The sequence below is a fragment of the Halorubrum sp. BV1 genome (genome assembly GCF_000746205.1).
Taxonomy (GTDB): Archaea; Halobacteriota; Halobacteria; order Halobacteriales; family Haloferacaceae; genus Halorubrum.
Window position 1 is genome coordinate 104,885 of sequence record NZ_JQKV01000005.1, and the last position, 26,088, is coordinate 130,972.

General features: G+C 62.2%; 27 protein-coding genes and 1 pseudogene. 21 read left to right on the forward strand and 7 right to left on the reverse strand.

The features are described 5' to 3' along the window. The first annotated feature begins 145 nt into the window (after positions 1 to 145). The 13 genes from EP28_RS09140 to EP28_RS09200 all read left to right on the forward strand — a co-directional run bounded on the left by EP28_RS09140 (position 146) and on the right by EP28_RS09200 (position 12,944). On the forward strand, positions 146 to 1,042 hold the full coding sequence (locus EP28_RS09140; RefSeq protein WP_049983729.1) for a DNA-binding protein: 897 nt from the start codon (positions 146 to 148) through the stop codon (positions 1,040 to 1,042). 224 nt (positions 1,043 to 1,266) lie between these two features. Further along, positions 1,267 to 2,193, forward strand: coding sequence for a transcription initiation factor IIB (locus EP28_RS09145; protein ID WP_049983730.1), 927 nt, complete (start codon positions 1,267 to 1,269; stop codon positions 2,191 to 2,193). A gap of 99 nt (positions 2,194 to 2,292) precedes the next feature. Continuing rightward, a complete protein-coding gene (locus EP28_RS09150; RefSeq protein ID WP_049983802.1) occupies positions 2,293 to 3,180 on the forward strand; it encodes a biosurfactant protein 1 in 888 nt (295 codons plus the stop codon). Between the two features lie 142 nt (positions 3,181 to 3,322). Continuing rightward, positions 3,323 to 3,511 (forward strand): DUF8012 family protein, encoded by a 189-nt coding sequence (locus EP28_RS09155; RefSeq protein WP_049983731.1) that lies wholly within the window; start codon positions 3,323 to 3,325, stop codon positions 3,509 to 3,511. 106 nt (positions 3,512 to 3,617) lie between these two features. After that, on the forward strand, positions 3,618 to 3,998 hold the full coding sequence (locus tag EP28_RS09160) for a hypothetical protein (RefSeq protein ID WP_049983732.1): 381 nt from the start codon (positions 3,618 to 3,620) through the stop codon (positions 3,996 to 3,998). Between the two features lie 68 nt (positions 3,999 to 4,066). Then, a complete protein-coding gene (locus tag EP28_RS09165) occupies positions 4,067 to 4,729 on the forward strand; it encodes a DUF6735 family protein (RefSeq protein WP_049983733.1) in 663 nt (220 codons plus the stop codon). Between the two features lie 37 nt (positions 4,730 to 4,766). Continuing rightward, on the forward strand, positions 4,767 to 5,051 hold the full coding sequence (locus EP28_RS09170; RefSeq protein ID WP_049983734.1) for a DUF7967 family protein: 285 nt from the start codon (positions 4,767 to 4,769) through the stop codon (positions 5,049 to 5,051). Positions 5,052 to 5,112: 61 nt separating this feature from the next. Then, a complete protein-coding gene (locus tag EP28_RS09175) occupies positions 5,113 to 5,862 on the forward strand; it encodes a helix-turn-helix domain-containing protein (protein WP_049983735.1) in 750 nt (249 codons plus the stop codon). 59 nt (positions 5,863 to 5,921) lie between these two features. Continuing rightward, positions 5,922 to 8,327: a heavy metal translocating P-type ATPase gene (locus EP28_RS09180; protein ID WP_080506118.1), complete on the forward strand. Its 2,406-nt coding sequence runs from the start codon at positions 5,922 to 5,924 to the stop codon at positions 8,325 to 8,327. Between the two features lie 186 nt (positions 8,328 to 8,513). Next, positions 8,514 to 11,303 carry an aconitate hydratase AcnA gene (acnA, locus tag EP28_RS09185; RefSeq protein WP_049983736.1) on the forward strand — a complete coding sequence of 930 codons (2,790 nt, stop codon included), beginning with the start codon at positions 8,514 to 8,516 and terminating at the stop codon, positions 11,301 to 11,303. Between the two features lie 311 nt (positions 11,304 to 11,614). After that, positions 11,615 to 12,106 (forward strand): DUF7995 family protein, encoded by a 492-nt coding sequence (locus EP28_RS09190; RefSeq protein ID WP_049983737.1) that lies wholly within the window; start codon positions 11,615 to 11,617, stop codon positions 12,104 to 12,106. Positions 12,107 to 12,109: 3 nt separating this feature from the next. After that, complete coding sequence (locus tag EP28_RS09195) at positions 12,110 to 12,475, forward strand: DUF7568 family protein (RefSeq protein WP_049983738.1); 366 nt, start codon at positions 12,110 to 12,112, stop codon at positions 12,473 to 12,475. A gap of 73 nt (positions 12,476 to 12,548) precedes the next feature. Then, positions 12,549 to 12,944, forward strand: a complete 396-nt coding sequence (locus tag EP28_RS09200) for a DUF7567 family protein (protein WP_049983804.1) — start codon at positions 12,549 to 12,551, stop codon at positions 12,942 to 12,944. Between the two features lie 145 nt (positions 12,945 to 13,089). Here EP28_RS09200 and EP28_RS14140 read toward each other — a convergent pair whose 3' ends face one another. From EP28_RS14140 to EP28_RS09225, 6 genes are all read right to left on the reverse strand, one after another. Further along, a complete protein-coding gene (locus EP28_RS14140) occupies positions 13,090 to 13,233 on the reverse strand; it encodes a hypothetical protein (RefSeq protein WP_017342092.1) in 144 nt (47 codons plus the stop codon). Then, entirely contained in the window at positions 13,230 to 14,750 is a 1,521-nt protein-coding gene (locus EP28_RS09205; RefSeq protein WP_049983739.1) for a sodium:solute symporter family transporter, read from the reverse strand. The genes EP28_RS14140 and EP28_RS09205 overlap by 4 nt, the downstream gene beginning before the upstream one ends. Then, positions 14,750 to 15,487, reverse strand: a complete 738-nt coding sequence (locus EP28_RS09210) for a TenA family protein (RefSeq protein WP_049983740.1) — start codon at positions 15,485 to 15,487, stop codon at positions 14,750 to 14,752. Before EP28_RS09210 ends, EP28_RS09205 begins: the two co-directional genes overlap by 1 nt. Beyond that, the gene (tenA, locus tag EP28_RS09215; protein ID WP_049983741.1) at positions 15,484 to 16,143 is read right to left on the reverse strand and encodes a thiaminase II; all 660 of its coding nucleotides are present in this window, start codon (positions 16,141 to 16,143) and stop codon (positions 15,484 to 15,486) included. The genes EP28_RS09210 and tenA overlap by 4 nt, the downstream gene beginning before the upstream one ends. Positions 16,144 to 16,286: 143 nt before the next feature. Continuing rightward, positions 16,287 to 16,838, reverse strand: a complete 552-nt coding sequence (locus tag EP28_RS09220; protein ID WP_049983742.1) for a hypothetical protein — start codon at positions 16,836 to 16,838, stop codon at positions 16,287 to 16,289. Further along, positions 16,835 to 18,148, reverse strand: a complete 1,314-nt coding sequence (locus EP28_RS09225; protein WP_049983743.1) for an NRAMP family divalent metal transporter — start codon at positions 18,146 to 18,148, stop codon at positions 16,835 to 16,837. Before EP28_RS09225 ends, EP28_RS09220 begins: the two co-directional genes overlap by 4 nt. A 166-nt stretch (positions 18,149 to 18,314) precedes the next feature. Here EP28_RS09225 and EP28_RS09230 point away from each other — a divergent pair, with 166 nt between their 5' ends. The 3 genes from EP28_RS09230 to EP28_RS09240 are packed head-to-tail and all read left to right on the forward strand — an operon-like array spanning position 18,315 to position 21,173. Then, positions 18,315 to 19,244: a thiamine-phosphate synthase family protein gene (locus tag EP28_RS09230; protein WP_049983744.1), complete on the forward strand. Its 930-nt coding sequence runs from the start codon at positions 18,315 to 18,317 to the stop codon at positions 19,242 to 19,244. 47 nt (positions 19,245 to 19,291) lie between these two features. After that, positions 19,292 to 20,653 carry a bifunctional hydroxymethylpyrimidine kinase/phosphomethylpyrimidine kinase gene (thiD, locus tag EP28_RS09235; RefSeq protein ID WP_049983745.1) on the forward strand — a complete coding sequence of 454 codons (1,362 nt, stop codon included), beginning with the start codon at positions 19,292 to 19,294 and terminating at the stop codon, positions 20,651 to 20,653. Next, the gene (locus EP28_RS09240) at positions 20,640 to 21,173 is read left to right on the forward strand and encodes a hypothetical protein (RefSeq protein WP_049983746.1); all 534 of its coding nucleotides are present in this window, start codon (positions 20,640 to 20,642) and stop codon (positions 21,171 to 21,173) included. The genes thiD and EP28_RS09240 overlap by 14 nt, the downstream gene beginning before the upstream one ends. 13 nt (positions 21,174 to 21,186) lie before the next feature. Here EP28_RS09240 and EP28_RS09245 read toward each other — a convergent pair whose 3' ends face one another. Then, on the reverse strand, positions 21,187 to 22,551 hold the full coding sequence (locus EP28_RS09245; RefSeq protein WP_049983747.1) for a restriction endonuclease: 1,365 nt from the start codon (positions 22,549 to 22,551) through the stop codon (positions 21,187 to 21,189). A 118-nt stretch (positions 22,552 to 22,669) separates the two neighbouring features. Between EP28_RS09245 and EP28_RS14765 the strand changes: the two are divergent. The 5 genes and pseudogenes from EP28_RS14765 to EP28_RS09260 form a co-directional block, all read left to right on the forward strand. Further along, positions 22,670 to 22,852: pseudogene (locus EP28_RS14765) on the forward strand (hypothetical protein); the annotation flags it as partial. 46 nt (positions 22,853 to 22,898) lie between these two features. Continuing rightward, entirely contained in the window at positions 22,899 to 23,177 is a 279-nt protein-coding gene (locus EP28_RS09250; protein WP_049983748.1) for a ribbon-helix-helix domain-containing protein, read from the forward strand. Beyond that, positions 23,170 to 23,433: a type II toxin-antitoxin system RelE family toxin gene (locus EP28_RS09255; protein ID WP_049983749.1), complete on the forward strand. Its 264-nt coding sequence runs from the start codon at positions 23,170 to 23,172 to the stop codon at positions 23,431 to 23,433. Before EP28_RS09250 ends, EP28_RS09255 begins: the two co-directional genes overlap by 8 nt. Positions 23,434 to 23,690: 257 nt before the next feature. Further along, a complete protein-coding gene (locus EP28_RS14145) occupies positions 23,691 to 24,515 on the forward strand; it encodes a homing endonuclease associated repeat-containing protein (RefSeq protein ID WP_155118454.1) in 825 nt (274 codons plus the stop codon). A gap of 324 nt (positions 24,516 to 24,839) precedes the next feature. After that, on the forward strand, positions 24,840 to 25,997 hold the full coding sequence (locus EP28_RS09260) for a hypothetical protein (protein WP_049983750.1): 1,158 nt from the start codon (positions 24,840 to 24,842) through the stop codon (positions 25,995 to 25,997). Positions 25,998 to 26,088 lie beyond the last annotated feature (91 nt).

Sequence of the window (26,088 nt, forward strand, 5' to 3'; positions counted from 1 at the left end):
TCGCTCGCGCCCCAAGGGGCGCTCGCGAAGGCGCGAGCGAGAGCGCGCAGACGAGTCTGTCGGTCGTTGTCGTCGAGGAAATCCGCGATGTTGTAGCATCGCGGTGTCGGGCGCTGAGCGCCTTCAGGAATCAGGGTAGATTCCAATGTCTAGTAACAACGTCACCACGGATGTAGTTTCGGTCGATGAACAGGCTTTCGAGAAACACGATGAAGGCGAGGTCGACGAGGATGGCTTCGAAGTCGTCGACGAGACCCCGGAGTTCCGGGCGACGGTCGACATGGAAGTCCAGGCCAAAGTCGATTCCAACCACCCAGACGCGCGCGTCGAGGAAGGCCCGGATCACCTGTTCGGGAAGACCCTCGAACAGGAAGAGCGCATCAAGGCACGAGAGGCCGAGTTGGAACACATCAGTGCCCAGGCAGAACTCAGTCAGCAGGAGGGGCGTGCGAAGCGGACGCGAGACATCGCAGCGAAGCGAAGCGCTGAGCGGCGTGTGAAGTTCCAGAAGCGGGCAGCGAGCGTGAATCCGATGGCTGACCCGGAGCGAGACGATCCTCGTGCAGAGCTCACGCAGGAGCAGTTGGCGGCGGTGAACAAGCAGTCGATGCGGTTGGCGGAAAAACTGGATGGCTGGTCGCGAGCAGCGATTGGCCGGCGGTTGGGTGAAGCCGTCGTCGGTGGGAAAGACCTAACGAGTGCAGTCGTCGGGGTGTTCGAGGAGTTGCAGACGGCGCCTGGGACGGTGATCCCCATTGGGAAGCTCGAGGACGTCAATCGCAAAGAGGTGAGCATCGAGGGTCGAGTCGAAGTACTCTGGGATGCGGACTCGCCGGCCATCGCTCAAGTCGGGCTGATCGCAGACGACAGTGGAAAAACGAAGGTGACGATCTGGGAGAAATCAGATGCGCCGTGGATTGAAGAGGGCGAGCAGGTGCGTATTCACAAGGTAGCCCGGAACTGGTACGAGGGGCGCGTCTCACTGGCTGTCACTGGGTGGAGCACCATTATGTTCCCTGAGCGCGGTCGGTGGTGGGAATAGCCGGTCGGCGCACCCCTTTTTTGCTGGTGTGTACGCGGTCACCGCCACCTCCCACCACCTCCACGGTCCGGGCTGCTCACGGCGCTCACGCGCCGTTTCGCGGCCGGGCTTTCGCCACCGCAGCCCTCCAGTGTCAGCGCTGTTCCGTGTGGTGTGTATGTGCCCCTGATGGGTGAGGGGCACTCCGAGAGACGCGATCCGCGTGAGTCCCCTCGTGAGTATCCATGGCAACCAGAGAGATCTACGAAACGACGTTCGACGAAGACGTCCAGACCGACTCGAATGCTACGCAGTGTCCCGAGTGTAACGGGCAAGTTACAACCAACGCGGTTGAAACCGTCTGCGAGGACTGTGGACTCGTCGTCGACGAGCAGCGGATCGACCACGGGCCAGAGTGGCGAGGGTTCGACGAAGACGAACGGGAGCGCACGGGTGCTCCGTTGACAGCGGCGCGGCACGATCGTGGGTTGTCGACGGAGATCGGCCACGGGACCGATGCGAACGGGAACGAACTCTCAGGACAGAAGCGACGGCGGCTCGCTCGGATGCGCCGTGAACAGACGCGTGGGCGGTTTCAGTCGAAAGCCGAACGCAACCTCGCACACGGGCTTAGTGAAGTCCGCCGGATCAGTAGTACGCTCGAACTATCCGAGACGATCCGTGACCAGGCCTGCCAGCTCTTCCGCAGCGCTCAGAACGAGGAACTCCTGCAGGGCCGGTCGATTGAGGCGATGGCCGCCGCGAGTGTCTACGGAGCGTGTCGGTGTAACGGGCGACCACGAACGCTCGACGACATCACCGAGTCGGCGCGCGTCGAGCAATCGCGGGTGACGAACGCATACACGACGCTGAATACGGAACTTGGCCTGCCAGCCCAACCCGTGACGCCCAGTGCGTTCGTTCCGCGGTTGGCCTCGGAGCTCGACGTCTCCGATCAGATCCGGCAGCGGGCTCGGCAGTTGGCGGAAGCATCCGAATCGACTGGGGCAACCACCGGGGTTCGGCCGTCCGGGTTCGCTGCAGCCTGTCTGTACAAAGCCGGACGCGAAGACGGGCAATGGCTCACCCAGTCGGACGTCGCTGACGTTGCGAACGTCTCAGTGGTCACCGTACGGACCCACCGCGACACACTGGACGAACTGGCTGTCTAACGCCCACACTGCTGATTTTCGGTTGTATTTTGTTGCCTGATTGATGTGAGAGCCATTGTTTAAATCCGAAGACGAAGCATGATACGGCCAGATCACTCTATGACCGACCAGTACGCCGACTACGAAGCCCTCCGACCGCTCGGCGAAGCAACCCACGTTCCCGACGACCAACTCGCCAGTAGTAGTGGCGAGCCCCGGCGGCAGCGCTCCGGTGGCGTCGACGCGGGCTATCCAGACGGCCCGACAGCAGATGCGACCGAGTGCGCTTCCTGTGGAGCGTCGATCCCCGCTGGCCAGTCGAAGTGCCGGTTTTGTCTCACGAACCATCTCGAAGCAGCCGATGATCAGGACACATCGACTGCCGAACGGACTCTCCTCCACGTCATCCAGCTGCTCGTCGAGGCGTCGACGTTCTACGGCGCCGTCGGGAAGGGATCTGCTGCGGCTACCCTCCTCGTGAAGGCAGACGATGACCCAGTCGTCGATGACTGCAAGCTAATCTACGACCTCGACGAGGAACCGGCCCCACAGCTTGTCGATCAGTGGCCCTCGCTCCCCTCGGCGACACGAGTCACGTCTGAATGTGGTACTCAGCTGCTCACGTCCGCTCGCAACCAGACATCGCCGCCAGAGACGACGACGTCGTGTCATGACGGCGAACACGCGACGTTTCTCTACGACGAAACCGGGAGCGCGGTTCGCACCGAAGAGGGGCTTGCAAGCCTTCGTGAGGACGCAGACGACGACTTCTGGCTGGTGCCAGCGATTGCGCTCCAGGAATCCGTTGACAAGACCGATACCGAACAGCCACGACGCGAGCGCCCAAACAGAACTCACCTCGAGTGTCGGGAGTGTGGTCGGGAGACTAAGCATCGATTTCGCGAATTCGAGACCGTCCACGATGACGAGTGGACCGGGCAGCCCATGTGGGAGTGTCAGCGATGCGGGACACCGCGCTATGGGCCCGAACCCGAAGCCAGTCAGTAGAGACGGCGTCAGTTTAACCAACGGATCCTGAGATCGATTCGTTCTGTTGGTTAACTGGAGGTCAGTTCGTGATCACTCCCGAACCGCCCCGCTGACTGCCCGCCGGTGTTTTTTCGCGCCGGAAATTGGCGGAGGCGCACACATGGACCCACGAGACACCCCCGGCTATCGACTCCACCGCGCGCTCAGTAGCCTCACCAGTATCGACAGCGACCAATTGGAGCCCGCTGATCAAGAGCGAATTAGCACCGCGACGACGCTCCTCGAGCAGGTGGATGTTCTCACCCAACCGAATACGACGAGGGACGGTGACGTCAACAGAGAATCCTGACAGCTCGACGCATCGGCAGCGCAACGTCATGTGGCCGTCACAGCGTGAGCAGTTGTTCGCCCCCTGAAGGGGTGCGGGGGCGCGAGACAGCTCCCGAGAACAACCAATGGCAACACTCCAAGCCGCAACGACATCGACCGGCGCGCTCGTATCGGATCCACAGGCAGTCCGCGAGCTCTGTGAGACCTACTGCTTCGGGACGCTCAACTGGGAGGTGGACGACGACGGCGAACTGATCATCTGGGGCTACGACAGCTTCGAAGTGTACGAGGCTCGTGAGAACGGGCTTCCTGACTACGACGGTGGCATCGTCACCCACGAGTTCCTCCGGTCGCTCGCGGAGTATCTCGAACCGGACGAAGAATTCGACATCCAGACAGCCGGATTTACCAAGTGCCGCTTTCCCGTGCTGGCCAAACGGTACATCATCCGCGACGGTGAGGTGCTGTACGCGGACCTCAGTTCCCCCGACCCGATCGACGAGTAGCGTTGTTCGTCCCCCGGGAGGGGTGCGGGGCGATCCAGTCGTGGATCGTCCTGCAAGGTGATTGTTCAATGGGCCACCGCGCACTCGTTGCGTACGAACGCACAGACGGACAGTACACGCTCCACTACTCTCATTGGGGTGCAGCGAATCTCAAGCTCAAGCACCGAATCTCGGCCGAAACACCGTTCGGTGGCGACGACACCGACTCCAAGTGGGCGAAACAGCTGCTGGCGGAACTGGCCGATGGCCTCGAGGCAGATGCGGTCGACGGCTACCTCGCTGGCGAAGATCGACCGTCGACAGTCGTCGAGCCGAAGCCCCGTGCCACCGGGCTCACCCTCGACGAGATCGTCGCTGACCACCTCGACTACCTCCACCACGAGGCGTTCTTCGTGGTGTCGACGACGTTCGAGGTGACCGCCTACCGGACGCTGTGGTTCGGCCTGCAGTACGATTCGGAGACAGTCGAACAGGGAGAGACGGTCGGGAACGGCGCGCTTGCGACGGTGCGCTGGTACGACGGCGAGCCGGTCGGCGACGGCCACCTGCAGGGACAGTTCGCGGCCCTCAAAGACGTCGTCGGCGATATGCTCGACAAGGGCGTCTTCACGCTGTCGACGGCGAGGCAGTTCCTGAAACGGAAGTTGGCCGAGCGAGTCGGAGACCGACAGGAGCTGCTCATTCCGACCGAAGAATCACCCTTCGAGACAGCGAGTCTCGGCAAGCCGTAACACCAATCCCTTAGTGGATACCGGGGAACACACAAGTATGTCAAATCAATCTGAAGACGGTCTTCGTGTCTGGCTTGTCGAACGAACGTACTCCGATGACGAACAGAACCTGATCATCCTCACCTACGCAACGCCCGATGGCGAACAGTACTATCGGAAGGAGCGGGCGCTAACCTCATTTACCGATGTCCGAGATACGACGGCAGCAGTCGATGCTGAACCCGGCAATCTTGGCATGGTCGATGACCCCGACCTCCAGGAGCAATACGCGGCCGAAGCACAGCGAATGCAGGAAGTTCACGACCCTGACGACGTAATCTGAGATCTACTGGTCGACAACGCTGCAGGCCATGGGTTATGTCGTAGCAGGCCTTAGACGGGGTATGCGCGAACTCGTCTTCGCTCTCGAATACGAGCCCGGCTGCAACAGGGTGGCGGACGCCCTCGCCGACCACCCCGACGCTCGCGTTCGCTCGCTCTCGCTGCACGCCACTGCCGAGCGTCTCTGGCGGGTCGACCATGCCACCGGTACGCCTGAGGCGCTCAACGCCATCGAGGACGCGTTTCGCACCAGCGACTACTACGCCGACTGTTTGGCTACCGAGGACTGCAATGCCACCCAGACCACCCGCGTTCTCGACCGCATGGACGACACGCTCGTCCTCTACTCCGACTGGGAGCGAACCCCTTCCTGCGCGTCCGTCCCCCACATCGCCCGCGACCACCTCGGCGACGGCGTGCTGTTTGAGACTCGTCACGAGGGCCACCACTACACGTGGCGACTCATCCACTCCGGAGAGGGCGACGTGTCCGCGTTCTTCGACGCCCTCAAAATCGCCGTCGGGGACTGCGCCCAGATGGAGATGCTCCGAACCGCGGACACAACGGCGTCGGGGGAAGGAGTCGACGAGACGCAAAGTGACATGTCTCCGAAGCAAGAGGCCGCGCTTCAGGCAGCCGTCGAACACGGATACTACGAGTCCCCACGTGAGGTCGACGTCGGCGAACTGGCCGAGCATCTCAACGTGCCGCGGTCGACGCTCACCTACCGGCTCCGCCGGGCGGAGGAACACTTGGCGAAGCAGCACGTCGCCGGGGAACGATTGCCCGAAGAGCCCCCAGCAACACGCTGACCCTTGATTTGGAATACTCCAACAAAGGCTTATCGATCTGACGCACCTACCGTGAGGTGATGACAGAGAATCCGGACACAGCGGGGGAGACGAGCGGCGGCGGGCAGCGGCGGGAGCTGACCGCTCGCCTCGTCGTCCCCGAGATGGACTGTCCCTCTTGCGCCCAAAAGGTGGACAAGAGCCTCCAGCGTGTCGACGGCATTACTGACGCCACGCTCCAGCCGACCACCGGCACAGCCAACGTCACGTACGACCCTGATCGGACTAGCGAAGCCGACGTCGTCAAGGCGATTGAAGGCGCCGGCTACGAGGTCGTCGGGGGCTCGGACGCCGAGGGCGATGATGAGGACAACCAGGCGGCCGATGGCGTCGACATCGCACCACCATCGGAGGTCTGGACGAGTCCTCGCGCGAATAAGACGTGGCTCGGCGCGGCGTTCCTCACCGCCGGGCTCCTCTTCGAGTTCCTCCTCGCAGGACAGAATATCGCCATCGCAAGTGTCCTCGAGTACCCGCTCCACATCGCAGATGTCCTGTTCCTCGGCGCCGTCGCGGCCAGTGGCATCCCGGTCGTCCGTAGCGGGTACTACTCCGCGAAGAACCGGAGTCTGGACATCGACCTGCTAATGGGGACGGCCATCATCGCAGCGACCGGCATCGGCTATTTCGTCGAGGCCGCGACGCTGGCTGTCTTGTTCAGTATCGCCGAACTGCTCGAAGACTACGCGATGGACAGGGCGCGAGACTCCCTGCGTGAGTTGATGGAACTTTCGCCAGAGGAGGCGACCGTCCTTCGCGATGGTGAGGAAGTCACGGTGCCCGCCGACGAAGTGGAGGTGGGCGAGACCGTGGTTGTTCGCCCCGGTGACAAGATTCCGCTCGACGGGACGGTCATCGAAGGCGAGAGTGCAGTCGACCAGTCGCCGATCACGGGCGAGAGCGTCCCCGTCGACAAGGCTGCCGGCGACGAAGTGTACGCGGGCAGCATCAACGAGGAAGGATACCTCGAGTTCGAGGCCACTTCGGCCGCCTCGGAGTCGACGCTCTCGCAGATCATCGAGATGGTCCAGGGCGCACAGGCGAATAAGACCGAGTCTGAGCAGTTCGTCGACCGCTTCTCCGGCTACTACACACCCCTCGTCGTCGTGCTGGCAATCCTGACCGCCGCTATCCCGCCGCTGGTTATCGCTGATCCGGTGTCGGTGGACCTAGCCGGTTACGGGTTCACCTTCGCGGGCGACTGGCAGGCGTGGTTCATTCGGGGGCTTACTCTGCTGGTGATCGCCTGCCCGTGTGCGTTTGTCATCTCGACCCCAGTCTCCGTGGTGTCGGGGATCACCAGTGCCGCGAAGAACGGTGTCCTCATCAAAGGCGGCAACCACCTCGAAGCGATGGGCGAGGTGGACGCCATCGCCCTCGACAAGACTGGTACCCTCACCAAGGGCGAACTCGCGGTCACGGACGTCGTAGCGCTTGGCGGTACGAACGACGAGACGGTACTCCAGCACGCGGCTGCACTCGAGCAGCGAAGCGAACACCCAATCGCCGAGGCGATACTCGAACGCGCCGAAAAGGATGCCGGCGATGACGTGCCGAGTATCGAGAAATTCGAGAGCATCACCGGAAAGGGGATCAGCGCAGACATCGACGGCGAGACGTACTATGCAGGCAAGCCCGCCCTCTTCGAGGAGTTGGGTTTCGACCTGTCGCACGCCCACCTCCGTGCCGACGGCGGCGCAGTCGCCGAAGTGGCCCACGAGCAGTGCGAACGCGAGGACTGTGCCGACCTCGAGGACGGCGCGATCTCGCGGTTCGAGAATGAGGGGAAGACGGTCGTCCTCGTCGGCACGGATACCGAATTGATCGGCATTATCGCCATTGCCGACGAGGTGCGGCCGGCCGCCGAACGGGCGGTCGCACGGCTGCACGAACTCGGCGTCGCGCACGTCGTGATGCTGACCGGCGACAACGAGGGGACGGCCCGTGCGATCGCCGAACAGGTCGGCGTCGACGAGTATCGCGCAGAACTATTGCCCGACGAGAAGGTCGATGCCGTGGAGGCGTTACAGGCGGAGTACGGCGACGTGGCGATGGTCGGCGACGGCATCAACGACGCGCCCGCGCTGGCGACCGCTGAGGTCGGCATCGCGATGGGCGCGGCCGGAACGGACACCGCAATCGAGACCGCCGACATCGCGCTGATGGGCGACGACATCAGCAAGCTGCCGTATCTCTACGGGCTGTCGCACACGGCGAACGGCGTGATCCGCCAGAACATCTGGTCGAGCCTCGGCGTGAAGGCCCTGCTTGCACTCGGCGTCCCGCTGGGACTGGTGAGCGTCGCGGTCGCGGTCATCGTCGGCGACATGGGGATGAGCCTCGGCGTCACCGGGAACGCGATGCGGTTGTCACGAATCGCGCCTGAACGCATGGACAGTAAGACTGGCCAAGAAACGGGTGCCTGAACCCATGAACACTAGCGAGGAAGGCAGTGCCACCTTATGCAGAACTGTGTCACTCGTCGAACACGAGAGCAACGAGCTCTCTGAACCCCTTCGGGCAGGTCCAACGAACACGTCGAACTGCTCGAATCCCGTCTCCCGAGAACGGGAACAAGAATAAGGTTACTCCGTTTGAAATCTTCCACAATAATGAACCCTTTCAATGCGATCCGCGAGTTCGAAGCCGATGGAACGACCTACAAAATGGCCGACCTCACCGTCCTCGAAGAGGAAGGCCTCTGTGAACTTGACAAACTCCCGGTCAGTATCCGTGTTATGCTTGAATCCGTCCTCCGTAACGCCGACGGGGAGGACATTACCGAGGACGACATCCGGGCCCTCGCTGGCTGGCAACCGGACGTTCCCGACGCCGACATCCCGTTCCAGCCGTCCCGGGTTATCCTCCAGGACCTCACCGGCGTCCCCGCCGTTGTAGACCTCGCGGCACTCCGATCGGCCGTCGAACGCAAGGACCGCGACCCAACCCTCGTCGAACCCGAAGTCCCCATCGACCTGGTCATCGACCACAGCGTCCAAGTGGACTACTTCGGCAACGAGGACGCCTACGAGAAGAACGTCGAACTCGAATACGAGCGCAACAGCGAACGGTACCGGGCGCTGAAGTGGGCGCAAAACGCCTTCGACGACTTCAGTGTCGTGCCGCCAGGGACGGGTATCGTCCACCAGGTGAATCTGGAGTATCTCGGGCAAGTCGTCCACGAACGCGAGCAGAACGGCGAGAACTGGCTGTTCCCAGACACCCTCGTCGGGACCGACAGCCACACGCCGATGATTGGTGGCATCGGCGTCGTCGGCTGGGGCGTCGGCGGTATTGAAGCCGAAGCCGCGATGCTCGGCCAGCCCATCACGATGAACCTCCCCGAGGTTGTCGGCGTGAAACTCACAGGTGAACTCCCCGAGGGTGCGACGGCGACTGACCTCGTACTGCACGTCACCGAACTGCTGCGGGATGTCGGTGTTGTCGATCGATTCGTTGAGTTCTATGGGCCCGCCGTGGAGACGCTGACTGTTCCTGATCGGGCGACAATCGCGAATATGGCGCCCGAGCAGGGCTCGACCATCAGCATGTTCCCCGTCGACGAGGCCACCTTGGACTACCTCGAACTGACGGGCCGCGACGAGGACCACATCGAGCTCGTCCGAAAGTATCTGGACGCCCAGGGGCTGTTCGGTGAGCAGAACCCCGAGTACACCGAGACGGTCGAACTGGACCTCTCGACCGTGACGCCGAGTCTCGCCGGCCCCAAGAAACCCCAGTCCCGCGTCGAGATGGGTGACATGCGAACCCACTTCCGGGAATTACTCCACGGCGAGTTCGAGGACGAACTCGACGACGCTGACGAGGAGGCGCTGGCCCGGTGGCTCGGTGAGAGCGACCAATCGATGGGGCAGACCGACGGCGGCAAGGCGGTCGTGGACACCGGTCGAGACCGCCCCGACCTCGACCCTCTCACGAAGCGCGCCTCCGTGAATATCGACGGCAACGACGTCGAAATCGGGCACGGGAGCGTCGTCGTTAGCGCCATCACCAGCTGTACCAACACGTCGAATCCCTCCGTGATGCTGGCAGCCGGGCTCCTGGCGAAAAACGCCGTCGAGCGTGGCCTCGACGTCCCGGACTACGTTAAAACAAGCCTCGCGCCCGGCAGCCGCGTCGTCACCCAGTACCTCGAAGCATCGGGGCTGTTGCCATACCTCGAAGACCTGGGTTACAACGTCGTGGGCTACGGCTGTACGACCTGCATCGGGAACGCAGGGCCGCTCCCGGAGCCGATCGAGACCGCTATCGACGAACACGACCTCTGGACGACGAGCGTACTCTCCGGGAATCGGAACTTCGAGGCGCGCATCCATCCAAAAGTGCGCGCGAACTACCTCGCCAGCCCGCCGCTGGTGGTGGCGTACGGGCTCGCTGGGCGGATGGACATCGATCTGGAGCACGACCCGCTGGGGTACGATGACGACGGAAACCCAGTCTATCTGGCGGACCTCTGGCCAGACAGCGACGAGATCCACGAAGCCGTCCACGACTTCGTCGACCCGTCGATGTTCGAGGAGAAGTACGCCGAAGTGTTCGAAGGCGACGAGCGATGGGACGCGCTGGAGGCCCCGACCGGCGAGGTCTACGAGTGGGACGAGGACTCGACATACATCCGGGAGCCGCCGTTCTTCAAAGATTTCCCGCTGGAGAAACCCGGCGTCTCTAACGTCGAGGATGCACGGTGTCTGCTAACGCTGGGTGACACGGTTACGACTGACCACATCAGTCCTGCCGGGCCGTTCGGGACGGATCAGCCGGCCGGCCAGTGGCTGATGGACCACGGTGTCGAGCCCCACGAGTTCAACACGTACGGTGCCCGCCGGGGTAACCACGAGGTGATGATGCGGGGCACGTTCGCCAACGTCCGCATCGAGAATCAGATGCTCGACGACGTCGAGGGCGGGTACACCATCCACCATCCGACTGGTGAGCAGACGACCGTGTTCGAGGCCAGCCAGCGGTACCGCGAGGAGGGAACTCCACTCGTCGTGATGGCGGGCGAGGAGTTCGGGACTGGGTCGAGCCGTGACTGGGCGGCGAAGGGGACCGACCTTCTCGGTGTTCGTGCGACCATCGCGGAAAGCTACGAGCGCATCTATCGGGACAATCTCGTCGGAATGGGTGTGTTGCCGTTGCAGTTCCAGGACGGTGACTCCTGGGAGGCGCTTGGATTGGACGGGTCAGAGGTCTACACGATCTACGGGTTGGACGACGAGTTGGAGCCGATGGCCGAGTTGACGGTGACTGCGGAGCGGTCGGACGGGTCGTCGGTTGAGTTCCCGGTGACGGCCCAGGTGGGCACACCTGCCGGGGTGCGATACATCGAACACGGCGGCATCCTACACTACGTCCTTCGACAGCTGCTAACCGAATCGTGACGCTTTCAAAGTGTCTCCTCGACCAGTAAGATCGCGAATTTCCGATTCCGTCGCTCGGAATTAGCGTAGCCCTCTGAAACGGCACACCGTGTTTTGTGCGTGAATACATATCAAGAGTGTTTCCAGTTCAATCAACGGTAAAATGACCATCGTAGCTTTCACACCCGATGCCGTAGCGATCACCGTCGAGTGGGCGAACAATATCCTGTGATCGAGTGAGGCCAGAGTTGTTTATTCCGCGCCGGTGATGGGTGCCGGCGCAGCTGGAGCGACCAACGACACCCGTGCGTCGGCGTTTCGAGGTGTCCAAGATGCATATGGTGATATACGCACTCGTAGAGGCATCGACGCACGACGACGCGCTGTCCACCGGAAAGTCGGTGTTCGACCGCCTGGTCGGCGCGGACCCACACGCCGGCGCCGTCTTCGATTACTATGTGACCTTCGACGAGGAGGACACGTCCGTTGCGGGGAAGGCACGATGGGGGGGGTTGCCGACGGCAGCCCCCGTCGACTCCGATGACGGCCAAGACCTGCTCGAGTGTGGCTGGGAGGCGACGAAGGAGGAATTCGAGCGTAATCTCGACCGGGTGAAGGAGGCCATCGACGAGCTCTCCGACGAGGAGATCATGCGCGACGAGGACCTCGCCCGGCACGCCTTCCACCAGGTCGGTGCGTACGACGGCCCGACGATCTTCCTGTACACCGAACACGGAACCGGCATTCGCCACCGTGGACAGTTGGACCGACTCCTCGAGGAGAATGAAGAGCTCTGGATCGTGCCCGCTGACGTCCACTTCTAACCAATGCCTCGCATCACCAACTGGCGACGCGAGAGCCGCTCGCCGATGCTCGCGTATCGGAACATCGAGACCGGTGCGCGAGCCGTCCTGCACCGAGCGCCGGACTCCTACCGGTACAAGTGGCGCGGAGCAATCATCGTCGACGGCTACCCGGTCTGGTCGCGAGGATACAAGACGAAGGACGCGACGTCATTCCGTGACGAACTCCGGGAGCGGCCCGCACCGGACCTCAACTGCCCGGAGTGTCCGAACGACGACGTTCGCGTCGGCGAGAAGGCGGCAGACGGGGCGAAAGTCCAGCGGTGGTACGACTGCCCCGACTGTGGGTACGAAGCCCCCTCTCGCATCGTCTACGGCGCCGAGCGGTGAGTGGATGAGCGCTGGGCGCTGTTTTTCGGCCGGGCACGAGGTGGTGGCCCGGTACAACCGGGTGAGTCAACCAATGACCCTCGAAGTACTAGATCGACACAGTGAGGCACTGTTCGAGTTCCTCTGGTGTCCCGTCTGCGGGCAGGAGGTCTTCACTCACATCCCCTTCGAGGGGGTGTTCTGCAAGAACTGCAACACCCAGGTCGAACTCCAAGAATCCCGAGAAACACGCGGTTACGAGGAGGCCGTGCTCGCCTGCTTCGATACAACCACGACCTGGAACCTCCACGTCGACGAGAAACTGCGTCGCGACCTGCCTGATGGGTCGGCCCGCGTGAAGATCCTCTGCTCACCGGGCGCCTACAAGGTCGACTGGTGGAGTCCAGAGCCGGGTGAGGACTGGGAACCTGTCGAGCGCGGCGAGTTCGACGACGTCGAGGAACCATCAGAGGTGTCACATTTGGCGTAGTGGTTTAGTTGTAACCCTCAGTCGGTGATAGGTGTCAGCGACTCTGCTGCATGGAGGATGCGTACCTGCTATTTCACCCACTATCTATATTCGCGCTGAGTATCCCAGAAAATAGTTCGACTCGTACACACCGTGGGCGTCCGAGTCAGGTTCGATGGGTGTCCAGAATCAACGCTCTGACGATGAAGATGAACACGAGTACGACGACGAGTATAGCGCCCCACACGAGTACCGAAAAGCCGGTCGGACCGATCGCAAGACCGAACACAGCCATGACCGACGGGGTCATTGGTTTTCCCCCCCGTTCGGACCCCCATCGGCGACCGGTTCATCCAAGCTCCGGATATCACGATCCACGCTGGAGAGGTCGACGTCGGCGTCCCAGAGGGCAATAGCGAGAATCGTCCCGCCGGTTGACACGACAGTCGCCCCGACAAAAGCGGGTAGAAACTCGGGTGCGGGCAGCAGCGGGCCAAGCCTCGGAATCGACGCGACCGGTCCACGCAGGAGCGGGAAGTAGGCGACACCGACCACAAGCCCACCCAGACTCGAGACAATAGCCCCGGCTCCTGAAAGCCGCTCGGAATACAGGCCGGCGAGAAACGGGACAAAAATCCCAGCCGCGAGCAGGTCTGCCGTCAGGAACAGTTCAAGCACGCTATACCCTTGCGAACCGATGACGATCGCCCCGATCCCGACGATCCCGGTCAAGACGCGACCGCCCACCCACAACGCCCGCTGGGTTGGCTGATCGAGCAACCGCGCGAGATCGGCAGTAACGACGCTCGCGATGGCATTGAACATCGTGTCCGCGGAACTCATCACGAGCAGGACCGCAAGGACGACGACCGTGAGCGTTACCCAACTCGGGAAGGCTGACTCGAGGACGAGGAAGAACGCGATGCTGGCACCGCCGGATTCGGTCAGCCCGAGAGCGGCCGCAGCGATACCGAACAACCCAGCTAGTAGAATCATCGGGGTGACTGCGACGGCCGCGACGCCGAATCCCCACCGAAGCGACGATTCGCCGTTGGCAGCGTAGACGCGCTGCCACATTCCCTGGTTCAACATATTCGCACCGAGGATGGCGAAGGCAACGTACACGCCGAACGTGAGCCCGGGCCCGAACGTCGGATCCAGCAATGGCGCGTCCGCAGCGATCGCTGCAGCGTGTATTTCGGCGGTTCCACCCAACGCAAGCACGGCGCCACCGAAACCGAGGGCGAGCAGCGGGAGCAGGACGAGCGTCTGGACGGTATCGGTGACGATGCTCGCCACGAGTCCCCCATACGCCGTGTAGATCAAGACGAATCCGCCTACGAGCAGGGCCGTCTGCCACTGGGGGATCCCGATGACGAGTGAGAGGGCGCCGGCAATCCCCGTCATCTCGGCCGCGAGGAAGATGAACATGTAGAACACGGACACGACGAGCACGAACAGGTACATTCCGGTCCCGAAGCGAGCGTACGCGAATTCGGTGAGTGAGTGGCCGGCCGGAACAATGGCACGGATGCGTGTGCCAACCGGAATGAACAGGAGGAGCGGAACCGCACTCCCGATTGCGTATCCGAGGATGGCCGGGAGCCCGCCGAAGGCGGCCCCGGCCTCGGCAGGGCTGAACAGTATCCAGACGCCCATCATCGACGCGATGATCGTAGCGGTGAGGGTTCCGGGACCGGCTGAGTCGCGGGCGGAAATATAATCCTCGACGGATCGGACCCGGCCGCGAGCCGCTAATAGGCCGAAAGCGGTAACGGTCAGTACTGTGAGCACGACAGCGGTGAGTGCGACAGCTGTTGAAACCATTACTGCCTACCCTCCCCGTCGGTCTCAACGGCCGCGTAGGCGTCGTCAAAGAAGGCAACTTCGAGGTCGACGGTCCGGCAGAAGATTCGCTCGATCTCCCGTTCCCGTGCGGAAGAGACCGTCGGGCCATGGGCGTCCAACTGGCCGCGGAGCCAGGTCACGAATTCCTTGAAGGAGGGGTTGGCATGCAACGCTATCCAGTCGGCGAAGTAGAACGGAAGCCCGGCAGTCGATTCGTGTGCTGAAGCTTCGCGTGTCGCCCACTCGGCGTAGATCCACTCCGCTGGAACGATGGCTGCGAGTGTTTCGGCGTAGCCGCCCTCGCGGGCAGTACGACCGAGCAAGTCGACGAACGCGGCTGTGGTCGTGGACAGTTCTGTCTGTTTCCACCGAGCATCATCGACGCCAAGCGCGCTGAAGGAACGCTCGAAGTAGTCGTTTTCCTCGTCAGTCAGGGTGTCGAGAAATTCGACGTGCGCGCGCTTCGCTGAGACATCGGGTGCTTGGGCCACTGCGAAGCCGAACGTACTCACGAGAACGTCCACGAACGCGTAGTCCTGGATGAGGTAGTCGGCGAAGACCGTCTCGGAGAGCGCGCCACTACCGATCTCACGGGTGAACCGATGATCGACGGCGTTCGTCCAGTCGGGTTCGGCACGCTCCCGCAGCCAGTCAGTGAACCGGGGGTCGCTGACGGTGGCCCGGTAGTCGTTATACCTATCGGGGACGTCCGTCATAGACCCCACCCTTCTTGCGTGTAGGCCATCTCCCAGAACCGATACTCGAGCTTCGCGCTAGTTAGAAACGCCGCCCTCATAGCGTCGTGTTCACCGGGAGACTGTTCGCCACATCGGTCAACGAAGTCGCGACACCAGCTTGTCGCGTCACGGAACTCGTCACTGGTGTACATCTCGATGAAGGGTGTGTACCGGTGTTCGTCGGTGGCGAGCGACGCCATATGCTCTCCGACGTCGAGGTAGCCCTGCATGCACGGGTACAGTGCGGCCGCGATCTCCGCAATCGAGCCCTCGTAAGCCGTCCGGATCAAAAAATTTGTGTAGGCCACGCATGTGGGCGCCTTCTCGACTGCTTCGAGCTCGCCGTCGGAGATTCCGTAATCGGCCGCGAAGCCACGGTGAAGGTCCATTTCGTGGTCGAGCACTTGGTGGGCCACGCCGAGTAAGTGCGTCATCGTCTTCTCGTTGGTAGCCTTCGTGCCCGCAATCGCGAACAACCGAGCGTAGTCCAGGAGGTAGCGGTAATCCTGTTTGATCCAGTGCTCGAACGCCGCCTCGTCGAGAGTTCCGGTCGCGAGTTCGCGGACGAAGGGGTGCTCCTTCTGGGCCGCCCATACATCCTGTCCCGCCTCAAGAAGGGTATCGCTGAATGGCACTAGCGAGCCGTACCGTCTGAGAGAGGATATAACTTGCCTATATTAGTTAGTTATATCTCGAACGTTGTCAATGGCTTCGAACCTGTAGTTGACGGCGATTTCACTATCGAACCGATGCAATAGATCCGCTTCGGTTCCGACGGTCAGTCCAGTTCGATCGTCCGATTCGCCCAAGAACGGAGTTCCGACAGTGCTGCCCGTTCCTGACGTGACACCGGGTCGTCCGTTCCAAGCTCGTCGGAATCGAACGCGTTGAGAACAGCGCAGCGCACACGGTCGCAGTAGCCTGTGAGCGTATCTACCTCGACGAACGTGTGCTGGAGCGGGATGGTCGCGTCGTTGACGAAGACAGCGGTTGGATCCGGGGCAGCCTCCAGAACCTCGAGACCACGGGTGGCGTTGTCCTTCGCAAGTGTCGCCGATTCTGCCTCGTTGGCCCCTTCCGCCCGGGGGGCATGCGCGTCGAGGACGCCGTGCCAGACACCGTCAGGAATAGTAGTGAACCGGTCCAAGCGACCGCCAAGGATCTGGCCGTCGCGTTCTAGTTCGGGCGCGAACTCCAGAACCACGACTCCATCAGTACCATGCCGTCCAACCCAGGCCTCGAGGGCGCGGGCCGTGAGACGAGTCTTTCCGACCTGGGATGGCCCGACGATCAGCGTCGAGCCGGTCAACGGGAACGGAAGCCCAGTCACGCTAGAGGCACCTCCTCGCGGACGTACTGTCCAAAGAGGACGAGCGTCGCGGCAGCGAGAACGAGCGCGAATATAAGTACGAGTCCGGAAAGCAGATCGAGGCCGGTCGCGATCTGTACCCTGACGAAGTTGGCCGCGAGACCACCCGAAACGGCGAGTAAGGCAAGCCCGCCGAGGTTCGCGAGCGTTGAGTTCGAGGCGCCAACACTCTCAGCGTTCAACAGATAGAGGACGACGGCGATGGCGAAGGGCGTGCCAACCGTGCCAAGAGCCAGAACGAGGACGAGCTGGCCGATGACCTCACCGCCGATGAACGCACCCGGCACCGATAACACAGCAAAGAGTGCGAGGAGCACCCGGTACCGCGTATCCTCGACGGTCGTGCCCCAGCCAAGTTTGTCGGCAACGAGGAACGGCGGAACGATGGTGTTGCCACCGAGCGTCGAGACGGCAGCGGCGCCGAGACCGAGCAGGAACAGCCACTTAGCGGCCGGGCCGACCAGGGGTCCGAGGGCTTGGGCTGCACCGACGGTCGTCAGATCCGGATCGGTCAGAGTACTCGCTGTGACAAGGAAGATGGCGATGCTGTAGATGCCAAACGCGACGAGCATCGACGCCAGAACGTCCACCGTCGCGAGGTCATAGTCACGTTCCGTCCAGCCCCGGGCTCGCATCGTGTAGGAGTGCATGGTGATAAGCGTGATGTGGACCGCGCCCCCGAGGATGCCTGCAGCGACCAGTGCGCTGCCGCCGGGCAGCGTCGGTATCAACCCCTGGGTAGCCTGGCCGATGTCGATCGAGACGACGAATAGTGAGGCAACGAAGGCCAGGACGACCGCGGTGACTAGCAGCTTCGCGAAGAGCTCGACGAATCGGTATCCCTGACCGGCCAGACCCAAAACGAGGATGCCGCCCCAGGCAATGCCCCAGAGGCGTGGGTCGATCCCAGTGATCGTCGCCGAAACGGAAGCGACCGTCTTCATGATGACGAGCTGGGCGACACCGGCCGCGATGACGACGTCCGCGACCAGGATCCACGCCCAGGTCTCTCCAAGATGGTCCTCGACGACGCCGACAATTCCCCGCTCAGTAAGCAGCCCCAGCCGCATCGCGAGGTACTGTGCTAGGGTGCCAGCGACGGCAGAGAGCACGACAACCCAGAGGAGTTGATAGTCGAAGATCGCCCCCGCGGTGATTAGACTCGCCATCGTCGCTGGACCGGCGGCGATTGCCCCCGCGACCCAGGAGGGCCCCATCGCGCCGAAATACTCGCGGACTGTCCCGACCTCAAGTGAGTATTCGCTAGTCATACTACCAGAGAATATTGGGTTGGGTAAAAAAGTACCCCGATGCGGACGCCGAGGAGTCGGCCTGGCCCGGTTAGGCCTGTGTCACTCGATGCGTACGGTTTCGATGAGATACGGACTTCGTTCACCGGTGGGCACGATTTATTGTGGGGCAACTGATCCTATCCGTATGTCACTCCACCTCCCGAGCGAGATCGTCATTGAGCGGGTCCTCCCCACCATCCGTGTCTGTCTCGCCGGGGAACTAGCTAATCGGGAGATGACCCAGCAAGAGGTGGCAGAACATATCGGCGTCTCCCAGGCCGCCGTCTCGAAGTACATCAGCGGCGACGTAGCAGTCGAAGAACGCATCGAAGACCATCCGCTGACCGCCGAGACGGTTACGCGTATCGCCGAGGGGTTCGCCTCCGGACACATGGATGGGTACGAGGCGCTCGATGAACTGCTCGCGCTCGTTCGGGCTTTTGAAGACCGTGGCCCGGTGTGTGAACTGCACGAGGAGGCGATGCCCTCGCTCGCCGGTCTCGGCTGTGACCTCTGTGTCCGTGGCACCGACGAGCGCCTCGCCGCAGAACGGGAGACGTTGACGGACGTCCGGACGGCGGCACGCATCCTTGCGACAGCACCCGGGATGGCGACATACGTCCCCAACGTCGGGACGAACGTCGGATCTGCGCTCCCCGGTGCGAACGACGTTTCCGAGGTTGCAGCGATTCCCGGGCGGATCTATGCGGTCGACGGTCGCGTCGAAATCCCAGCAAACCCGGAATTCGGGGCATCGCGACACGTCGCGACGGTCGTGCTAGCTGCGATGGCCCAGGACGACGGGCTACGTGGTGCGGTCAACATCGCAACCGACGATGCGCTCCTCTCGACCGCTCGGGCCCGGGGGCTCGACCCGATGGAGTTCGACGCCGAGTACGATGACCGGAACCAGCGACTCCTGGATCGGTTCGCGTCTCGGGATGCCGTTCCGCGAGTCATCTACCACAGCGGCGCATTCGGGATCGAACCCATTACCTACGTCCTCGGGGAGACCGCGGAAGACGCCGCTCGCCTCGCGGTCTCGCTCCTCGAGACGGTCCAGGAAGCCGAGTGACGCGGCTCGACCATTACCGATTTGTACTCGTCGGTTATATCACTGATATGCCCACAGTACGAGGGCCAGCCCCGGTTGAGCTCCCCCAGGTCATGACGATCGCCGGGAGTGACTCGGGCGGTGGCGCCGGCATCCAAGCGGACCTCAAGACGATGGAGGCACTCGACACCTTTGCGACGAGTGCGATCACGAGCCTCACGGCACAGAACACCGTTGGCGTGGAGTCGATCCATCCCGTCCCGGTCGAGGAAATCGAGGCCCAGGTTGAGGCTATCCGTACCGATTTCGATTTACAGGCCGTCAAGACAGGCATGTTGGGTGTTGAACCCGTCGTAGAGAGGGTTGCGTCGTACGCTGCTGACATGGACGTGCCCTTCGTCGTCGATCCGGTTATGGTCGCCGCCTCGGGCGACCAATTGCTCGATCATGACGCTGCAGCCGCCTACGAGGGGTTGATCGCCGAGTCAGCGGTCGTGACGCCAAACACTGACGAAGCCGAAATACTCACAGACATCCCGGTCAAGGATCCGGACTCGATGCAGGCTGCGGGGCAGAGACTCGTGGAGATGGGAGCCGACACAGCACTTGTGAAAGGTGGCCATGTCGGCGATGAGCATGTCGTTCGAGATGTCATCGTGACTCGGGACGACGTAACCACACTTGAGCACTCGAGAGTAGACTCGGACGCGACACACGGTTCGGGATGTACACTTTCGAGTGCGATCGCGGCACGACTGGCTCACGGCGATGACATCCCGGAGGCGATCGAATCCGGCGTGGCATTCATGACCCGCGCCATCAGATACCCGCTCGACGTCGGCGAGGGACCAGGACCGGTCCACCACCTCGCGAATATCCGGGATCGGTCAGCCAGACAGCCCACTCAGGAAGCTGTCGAGTCCGTCGTGGAGCAGCTGGTCTCTACTGGCGTGTCGTCGATCGTTCCGGAGGTTGGGATGAACGTGGTCGGGGCCACGCCCTACGCAGAACGGCCGGATGAGACCGTCGCCGTCGAGGGACGGATCGCCCGGACGATGACCGGAATCCGCGTGACGCGGGGAACACGCTTCGGCGCCTCGAGCCACGTCGCCCGCTTCCTGCTGTCGGCGCGGGAGCACGACCCCGACATCCGGTTCGCCGCGAACCTCCGGTTCGACGATTCCATCGAGGCAGCCCTGGAGAAGATTGATGCCCCAGTTGTCGAGATCGACCGCTCAAACGAACCGGAACCTGACGAGGAAGGCTCGACCATGGGCTGGGCGGCCGAGCGAGCCTTCGAGCAGGTCGAAACCACGCCGGCGGTCGTCTTCGACCGAGGTGACGTTGGCAAGGAACCGATCACGCGCATGCTTGCAAGCGACGCCGCCGATCTTGCGGCCCGTGCACTCTCGATAGCTGAGGAGTTATGAACCGTCCGAGGGCAACTGGATTGCACAAAACTACCGACACTCGGACGACGATACCGCCAGCGTCCTCCGTGAGCTTGAGCAGCTGAAGCAGTTGCTCGATGAGACGCGAACAGAGCGCGGGTCTGCGTACGCTGCTGTCCCGTTCCTGTTCCTCGACACGCTCTCGACGATGACCCTCTACGTGGACGAAGGGCGTAACCGGAGCATCCACGCCGACCAACCCTCGGATCTCCTCGAGCCGGACAATATGGAGCATCTTGATCAGCCGATGTTCCTGCTCGGTCACGGCGTCGAGAACCCAGCCGACGGCATTCACGGCGACGAAGAGTACCTCTACGTCGTTGAACTTCCGACCCGGAACCCGTTCGAGGAGCCATCCGAGTGGACGGTCAAGGTGAGTGGTCACTCCGCATTCCCGCGCTGGGATGGTCCGACCGAGGAAGCCTTCGAGCGGGCCAGCTGGCAGTTCCACGGCCCGCTTGAGCAGGCGCTCGAAGAGCTGGTCGCTGAGCCTGCGTGAACGCGTAGCCCGCTCAGATGATGCCGCCGATGACGAGGAGTCCGACGACGAGCAGCACCGTCGCGACAACGCTTCCCCCGGCCAGTAACTTGTTCTCCATCGCCTTCTTGTGAAGCGGCATATCGGCGTACTCCTCGCGGAACGCCTCGAGATTCTCCTCGTCGTAGAAGTACTTCGTCTTCAATGCGAACCGTTCCGTCACCGCGCAGCCCGTACAGACCGGTTCGCCTTCCAGCCGCTCCGTTTTGGTGTGGCTGGAGCAGGCGATGGCCCCGCAGTTCGGACAGTAGGTGTACGTCTCGGTGACGCCACTCGTGTCACAGTGGACGCACTGATGGATGCCGTCCTCGGCGGTCACTCTCGACGGGCCTGCCACGTAGTACTCGTAGGGGTAGGTGTACTCCTGGACGTCGGTAGTGTGCCGAACTTCCGGGAGGTACACTGGTTCGATCGACTGGACAGAGATGTCCGAGCGGTTCGGCTCACAGGTCTTGTTGTACGTGACGTTGTTGTCGCCGGTGTAGGTCACCGTCGTCGTGTGGAGTTGCTGGAGGCGCTCGACTGCCCACTCCTTGTACTCCGTTTGGGTCTGCCCGAACCGGCGCTCCTCGATGTCGTCGAACACCTCTCCGAACTGCCCGGTGTCGAGGTCGACAGTCGCGTGGAGATTCTCGGTGACCAGCGTCCCGACGTCCTCGTCGACGACCTGCGGCTGCCCGCGTTCGGCGTGGGCAACGAATCGGGTCCGGTCGTTGATCCGGTGAATGACGCCCACCGACGTTTCGAAGACGGCGTTCGTGTCCGCAGTGACCGCGACCACCGGGCGGAACGTCACCACCGAATGCGGGTCTGGCAGGTCGGTAGCCTCGATGTTCTCGATGTCGCGGAACGCCTCCGCGACGGCCGCGTCGACGTCGGCGGCAGGGTCGTACGGGCGGAGCGTCTCGTCACAGAGAATCTCGATGCGCCCATTGTAGAGGTCGAGGCCGATCTCGTCGGCGATCTCTCGGAGATCCTCGCCATCGAGTAACTCGATTGGGTGTGGGTCGTCGTTCTGCTGGAGTCGGTTTGCGTACTCCTGAGCAGGGTTCGTGAACCGGCCAGTCGTCACAACCATTCCACGTTTCGGGCCGTCGAAGTCGAACGTCGCGATCGCCGAGTGGAGCTTCTGGACGACCGGCCGCCCGACCGTCCCCGTGTGCTTGCACTCGACGATGATCGCGCGCCGCCTGCCGTCGACGACCTCCTCCATGATGACGTCGCGACCCTCGTCAGCCGTGCGGTCGGCCTGGCGGACGTTCTCGTAGCCGAGGTTCCGGAACACGTCCTCCATCACGTCCTCGAACTCGAACCCCGAGAGATCGTCCAGTACAGCCATCCTCAATAATGTGGACAGTACGTTGCAACTGCCAAATACGTTGCCGAACGCTGCGCCGTCCTGTTTGTGGAACCCCTGAAAGGGGTGCGGGGGTCACCGAACCGCCCGCGAGCAACGAATGAATGGGAATGTACCTGTAGCAAGTTCGGAATCGGTTCCAGTCGCATCGCCCGGTCAGTCTCACCGAGACGCAGTCGAATACGTCGGCTTCCGCGTCGACGGCCAAGCCGTCGTCCTGAACCTCTCGGAGCATCGGCGACTCTCCCTCGAGCGCAGTCTGGACCTCGTCAACCACAGTCCGCAAATCCAACCGAAGCTACTTACGTGATACAAGTGTATCACAGCATATGAGCACTGACAGCGACGCCGGCGGCGACGGTGAAATGGAGAAGATCAACGTCCGGGTGCCACAGTCGCTGCTGGCACAGGTCGACGACGTCTGGGAGGAGCGTGGCTATGCGAACAAATCCGAGTTCATCCGCGACGCGCTTCGGGACGCTGTCAACCCGCCAACGCAGCTGTCCGAGGAAGCGCTGGAGCATCTGGCCGAGAGCCGCACGCAGCGAGAGCAGGGCGAGACGGTGTCGCAGGACGACGTGAAGGACCGGCTGGGCATCGATGACTGAGGTCGAGTGGACACCGAAAGCACTCGATTTGCTGGAGGGACTCGAATCGGAAGCGCAAGAGCGGTTGGTGAAGAAACTCGACGAGGCGAAAGACTGGACCTCCCATCGCCTCGAAAAACTCAGCGGGTATCCGTACTACAAGCTTCGTGCCGGCGACTACCGTGCGATCATCACGTGGAACCGAGACGAAAATGTCCTGATCGTCGAGGCGGTCGGGCATCGCCGGAATATCTACGACCGACACCTCCCACCGTAACACACGCGGTCTACAGACCTGCTCAGGTCGGTAACGAACTCGGTCTGAAATTCAAGTACGATTCCGGTTGGTAGTGTTTATTGCCCCCGAGAGGGCTGCGGGGGAGTTCACTCCCCGTCACCGAGCTATGACTGATTCAGAGTACCCCTGGCGAGACGAATCGCTCCGTTGTGACCCCTACTGGAAGCAGGAGTTGGGGATGGGGTCGAGAGTTTATAACCCATTACGGGGGAACCGCGGAGGGAGGTGACAGATCTTTGACCGACCATATCTGTGACTACTGTGGCGAGTCGTTTGCGACCTCCAACGAGTTGGGTGGCCACGTAACCGCAGTCCATCGTCGCGACCAAATCGTAACGGACGCGAACGTAATTCTCGACGACCTCCAGCGTGTCGCAGACAAATTAGGAAAACCACCGACAGCAAAGGAGATGAGCGAGCACGGGGAGTACTCCCAGCGCGTCTGCCAGAACAAATTTGGGAGCTGGAACGAGGCGCTTCGTGAGGCTGGCTACGCTCCAAACCGGAAATTTCGACTCACCGATCAGGACCTGTTGGACGAGATTGACCGCCTTGCGGAGCAGTTGGGTCGCCCGCCATCAAGTGGGGAGATGGATCGGGTTGGGGAATATCACAGATGGACGTATGACCACCGGTTTGGCGGGTGGGAAGAAGCACTCAACGAAGCTGGCTTCTCACAACCACGGTCCTATCAAGAACGTTCAGAGATCCCTTACGGGCCAAATTGGCCGGAGCAACGGCGGCAAGCATTGGAACGTGATAACTTCCAGTGCCAAACGCCGTGGTGTGAGATGACTCAAGCGGATCATCAAGAGCAGGTTGGGAAGGACATCTCTGTCCACCATTTGGTTCCGCGGAAGTCCTTCGTCACCCCCGATGGGCAGTTTGACCACGAACAGGCGAATCGAGTCTCGAATCTCGTGACGGTCTGTTCGAAGCATCATCTCATCTGGGAAGCCGTCGCCCCGCAGCGGTTGGATACGATTGTCGACGCCACACGGCCACCAGAGCGAGGTCGGCCGGAGGGTGTTGCTCTTCCCCTACGAGGGGATGAGGGGTAACCCCCTCGTGATTCAAATGCGACAGACAGACGAGCCTATCCCGACGCCCAATCCAGGCGCTCTCACGAACAGAGAACGACTCCGGAGACACCTCACCAGTGCCCTCGAAAGCGCCGAGTCGGCAGAGACGAAAGCCCATCTCCGAGGAGCTCTTGCTGCGTGGCAGAATCTCCCGCCGACACCACTCGTCGAGTGTCCGCTCTGTGGAAAAGTCGGGCTTCCAGAGCGAATCCAAGCTCACGGGTGTCGACAGTCGTAGCGTCGTTTTTGCGCCTCGATGGGTGGAGGCGCAGAGCAGAACGCTTCGCGCCTTCGGAGCATGTTATGAAAGACCCAGAGGAAGCTACGGTCTTCGCAGGCCTCGATGGGCGAACCGAGACGGAACTACCCGAGTGGTACGCCGAGCAATACGGAGGTCTCGAACCAATCAGCTTCAGTGAGGCGATTCGAAACCTCCCACAGGCAGTCGATACAGCAGTCGCATATCGCAACCCGTACAGCGATGAGTGGGTCGAAACGGAGCGGTTCAACGCCATCGTCGAGCCATCCCGGCTACAAGCAGAAGCAGACGGTGATACCGAAGCAGAGTCGCTATTTCACATCCCGACTGACTCCTACTCGATCATCAACCCGGTCGACGTCTACGGGCCGCTGGAGGAGGTCCTCCGCGAGGAGACCATCGACGGGACGCCGCTGGGTGAGGTGATGTTCGGCGAGATTCGGCGCTACCGGTGCGGCGGCGAGGTCCATATGGACATCATGTTCGACGGCCTCGAGGTGCGCCTGCCCGGTCGGTCGGACCCGATTACGATGGGCGTCACGTCGGGCTACGACTTCTTCGGCGAGCACGCCGTCTACGTGGAGGGGTTCGCCCAGGATGGCTACTGCTCGAACACGATGCGTTCGCTCACCGACAAGGAAGTCATCAAGCACGTCGGCGACGTGCGGAACTTCCGCACCTGGTGGGAGGAACTCCTCGCACAGGTCGAGCTCGTCGCCGACGACCTCTTCGAGTTCATCCGAGACGCTCAGGATATCGACCTCGACTTCTCGGAGCTCCCGTTCACCGTCACGGAGTTCTACACCCTGCTGGGCTTCCCGGACTACCTGGCCGAGCGTGCCGCCGGCGATGCAGAAGCCAATGCGGCGTCCCCCTTCGAGATCGATATGTGGACGCTGCATTCCGGCGCGACGTACGCGCTCACCCACTTCTTCCAGGGTAAAGAGGGGGCATCCCTCGATCAATACGTTCGGATCGCCAACGACATTCTGTTCAACCCGGAAGGCACGATCGAGCGCGTCGAGCAGGCGTACGAGCAGCAGTTAGAGGCGGACGGCGACGACGGGTCACAGGCGTCGCTGGCCGGCGAACGAGCGCTGGCCAGCATCGAGCGCGTCAGCGACGACCTGCAGGAGAAAGTCGAGCAGTTCGAAGAACGCGAGGACGCGCTGCGTGAGCGGTTCCAAGAGGCGATGGGCTAAGAGCAGTCGGAGAGAAGATTCGCCAGGCGTGCTTCCGTTCTAGCGGCTGGAATCCACTGCTGACAGTATTAAGTGAGTAGGGGCGTACCCA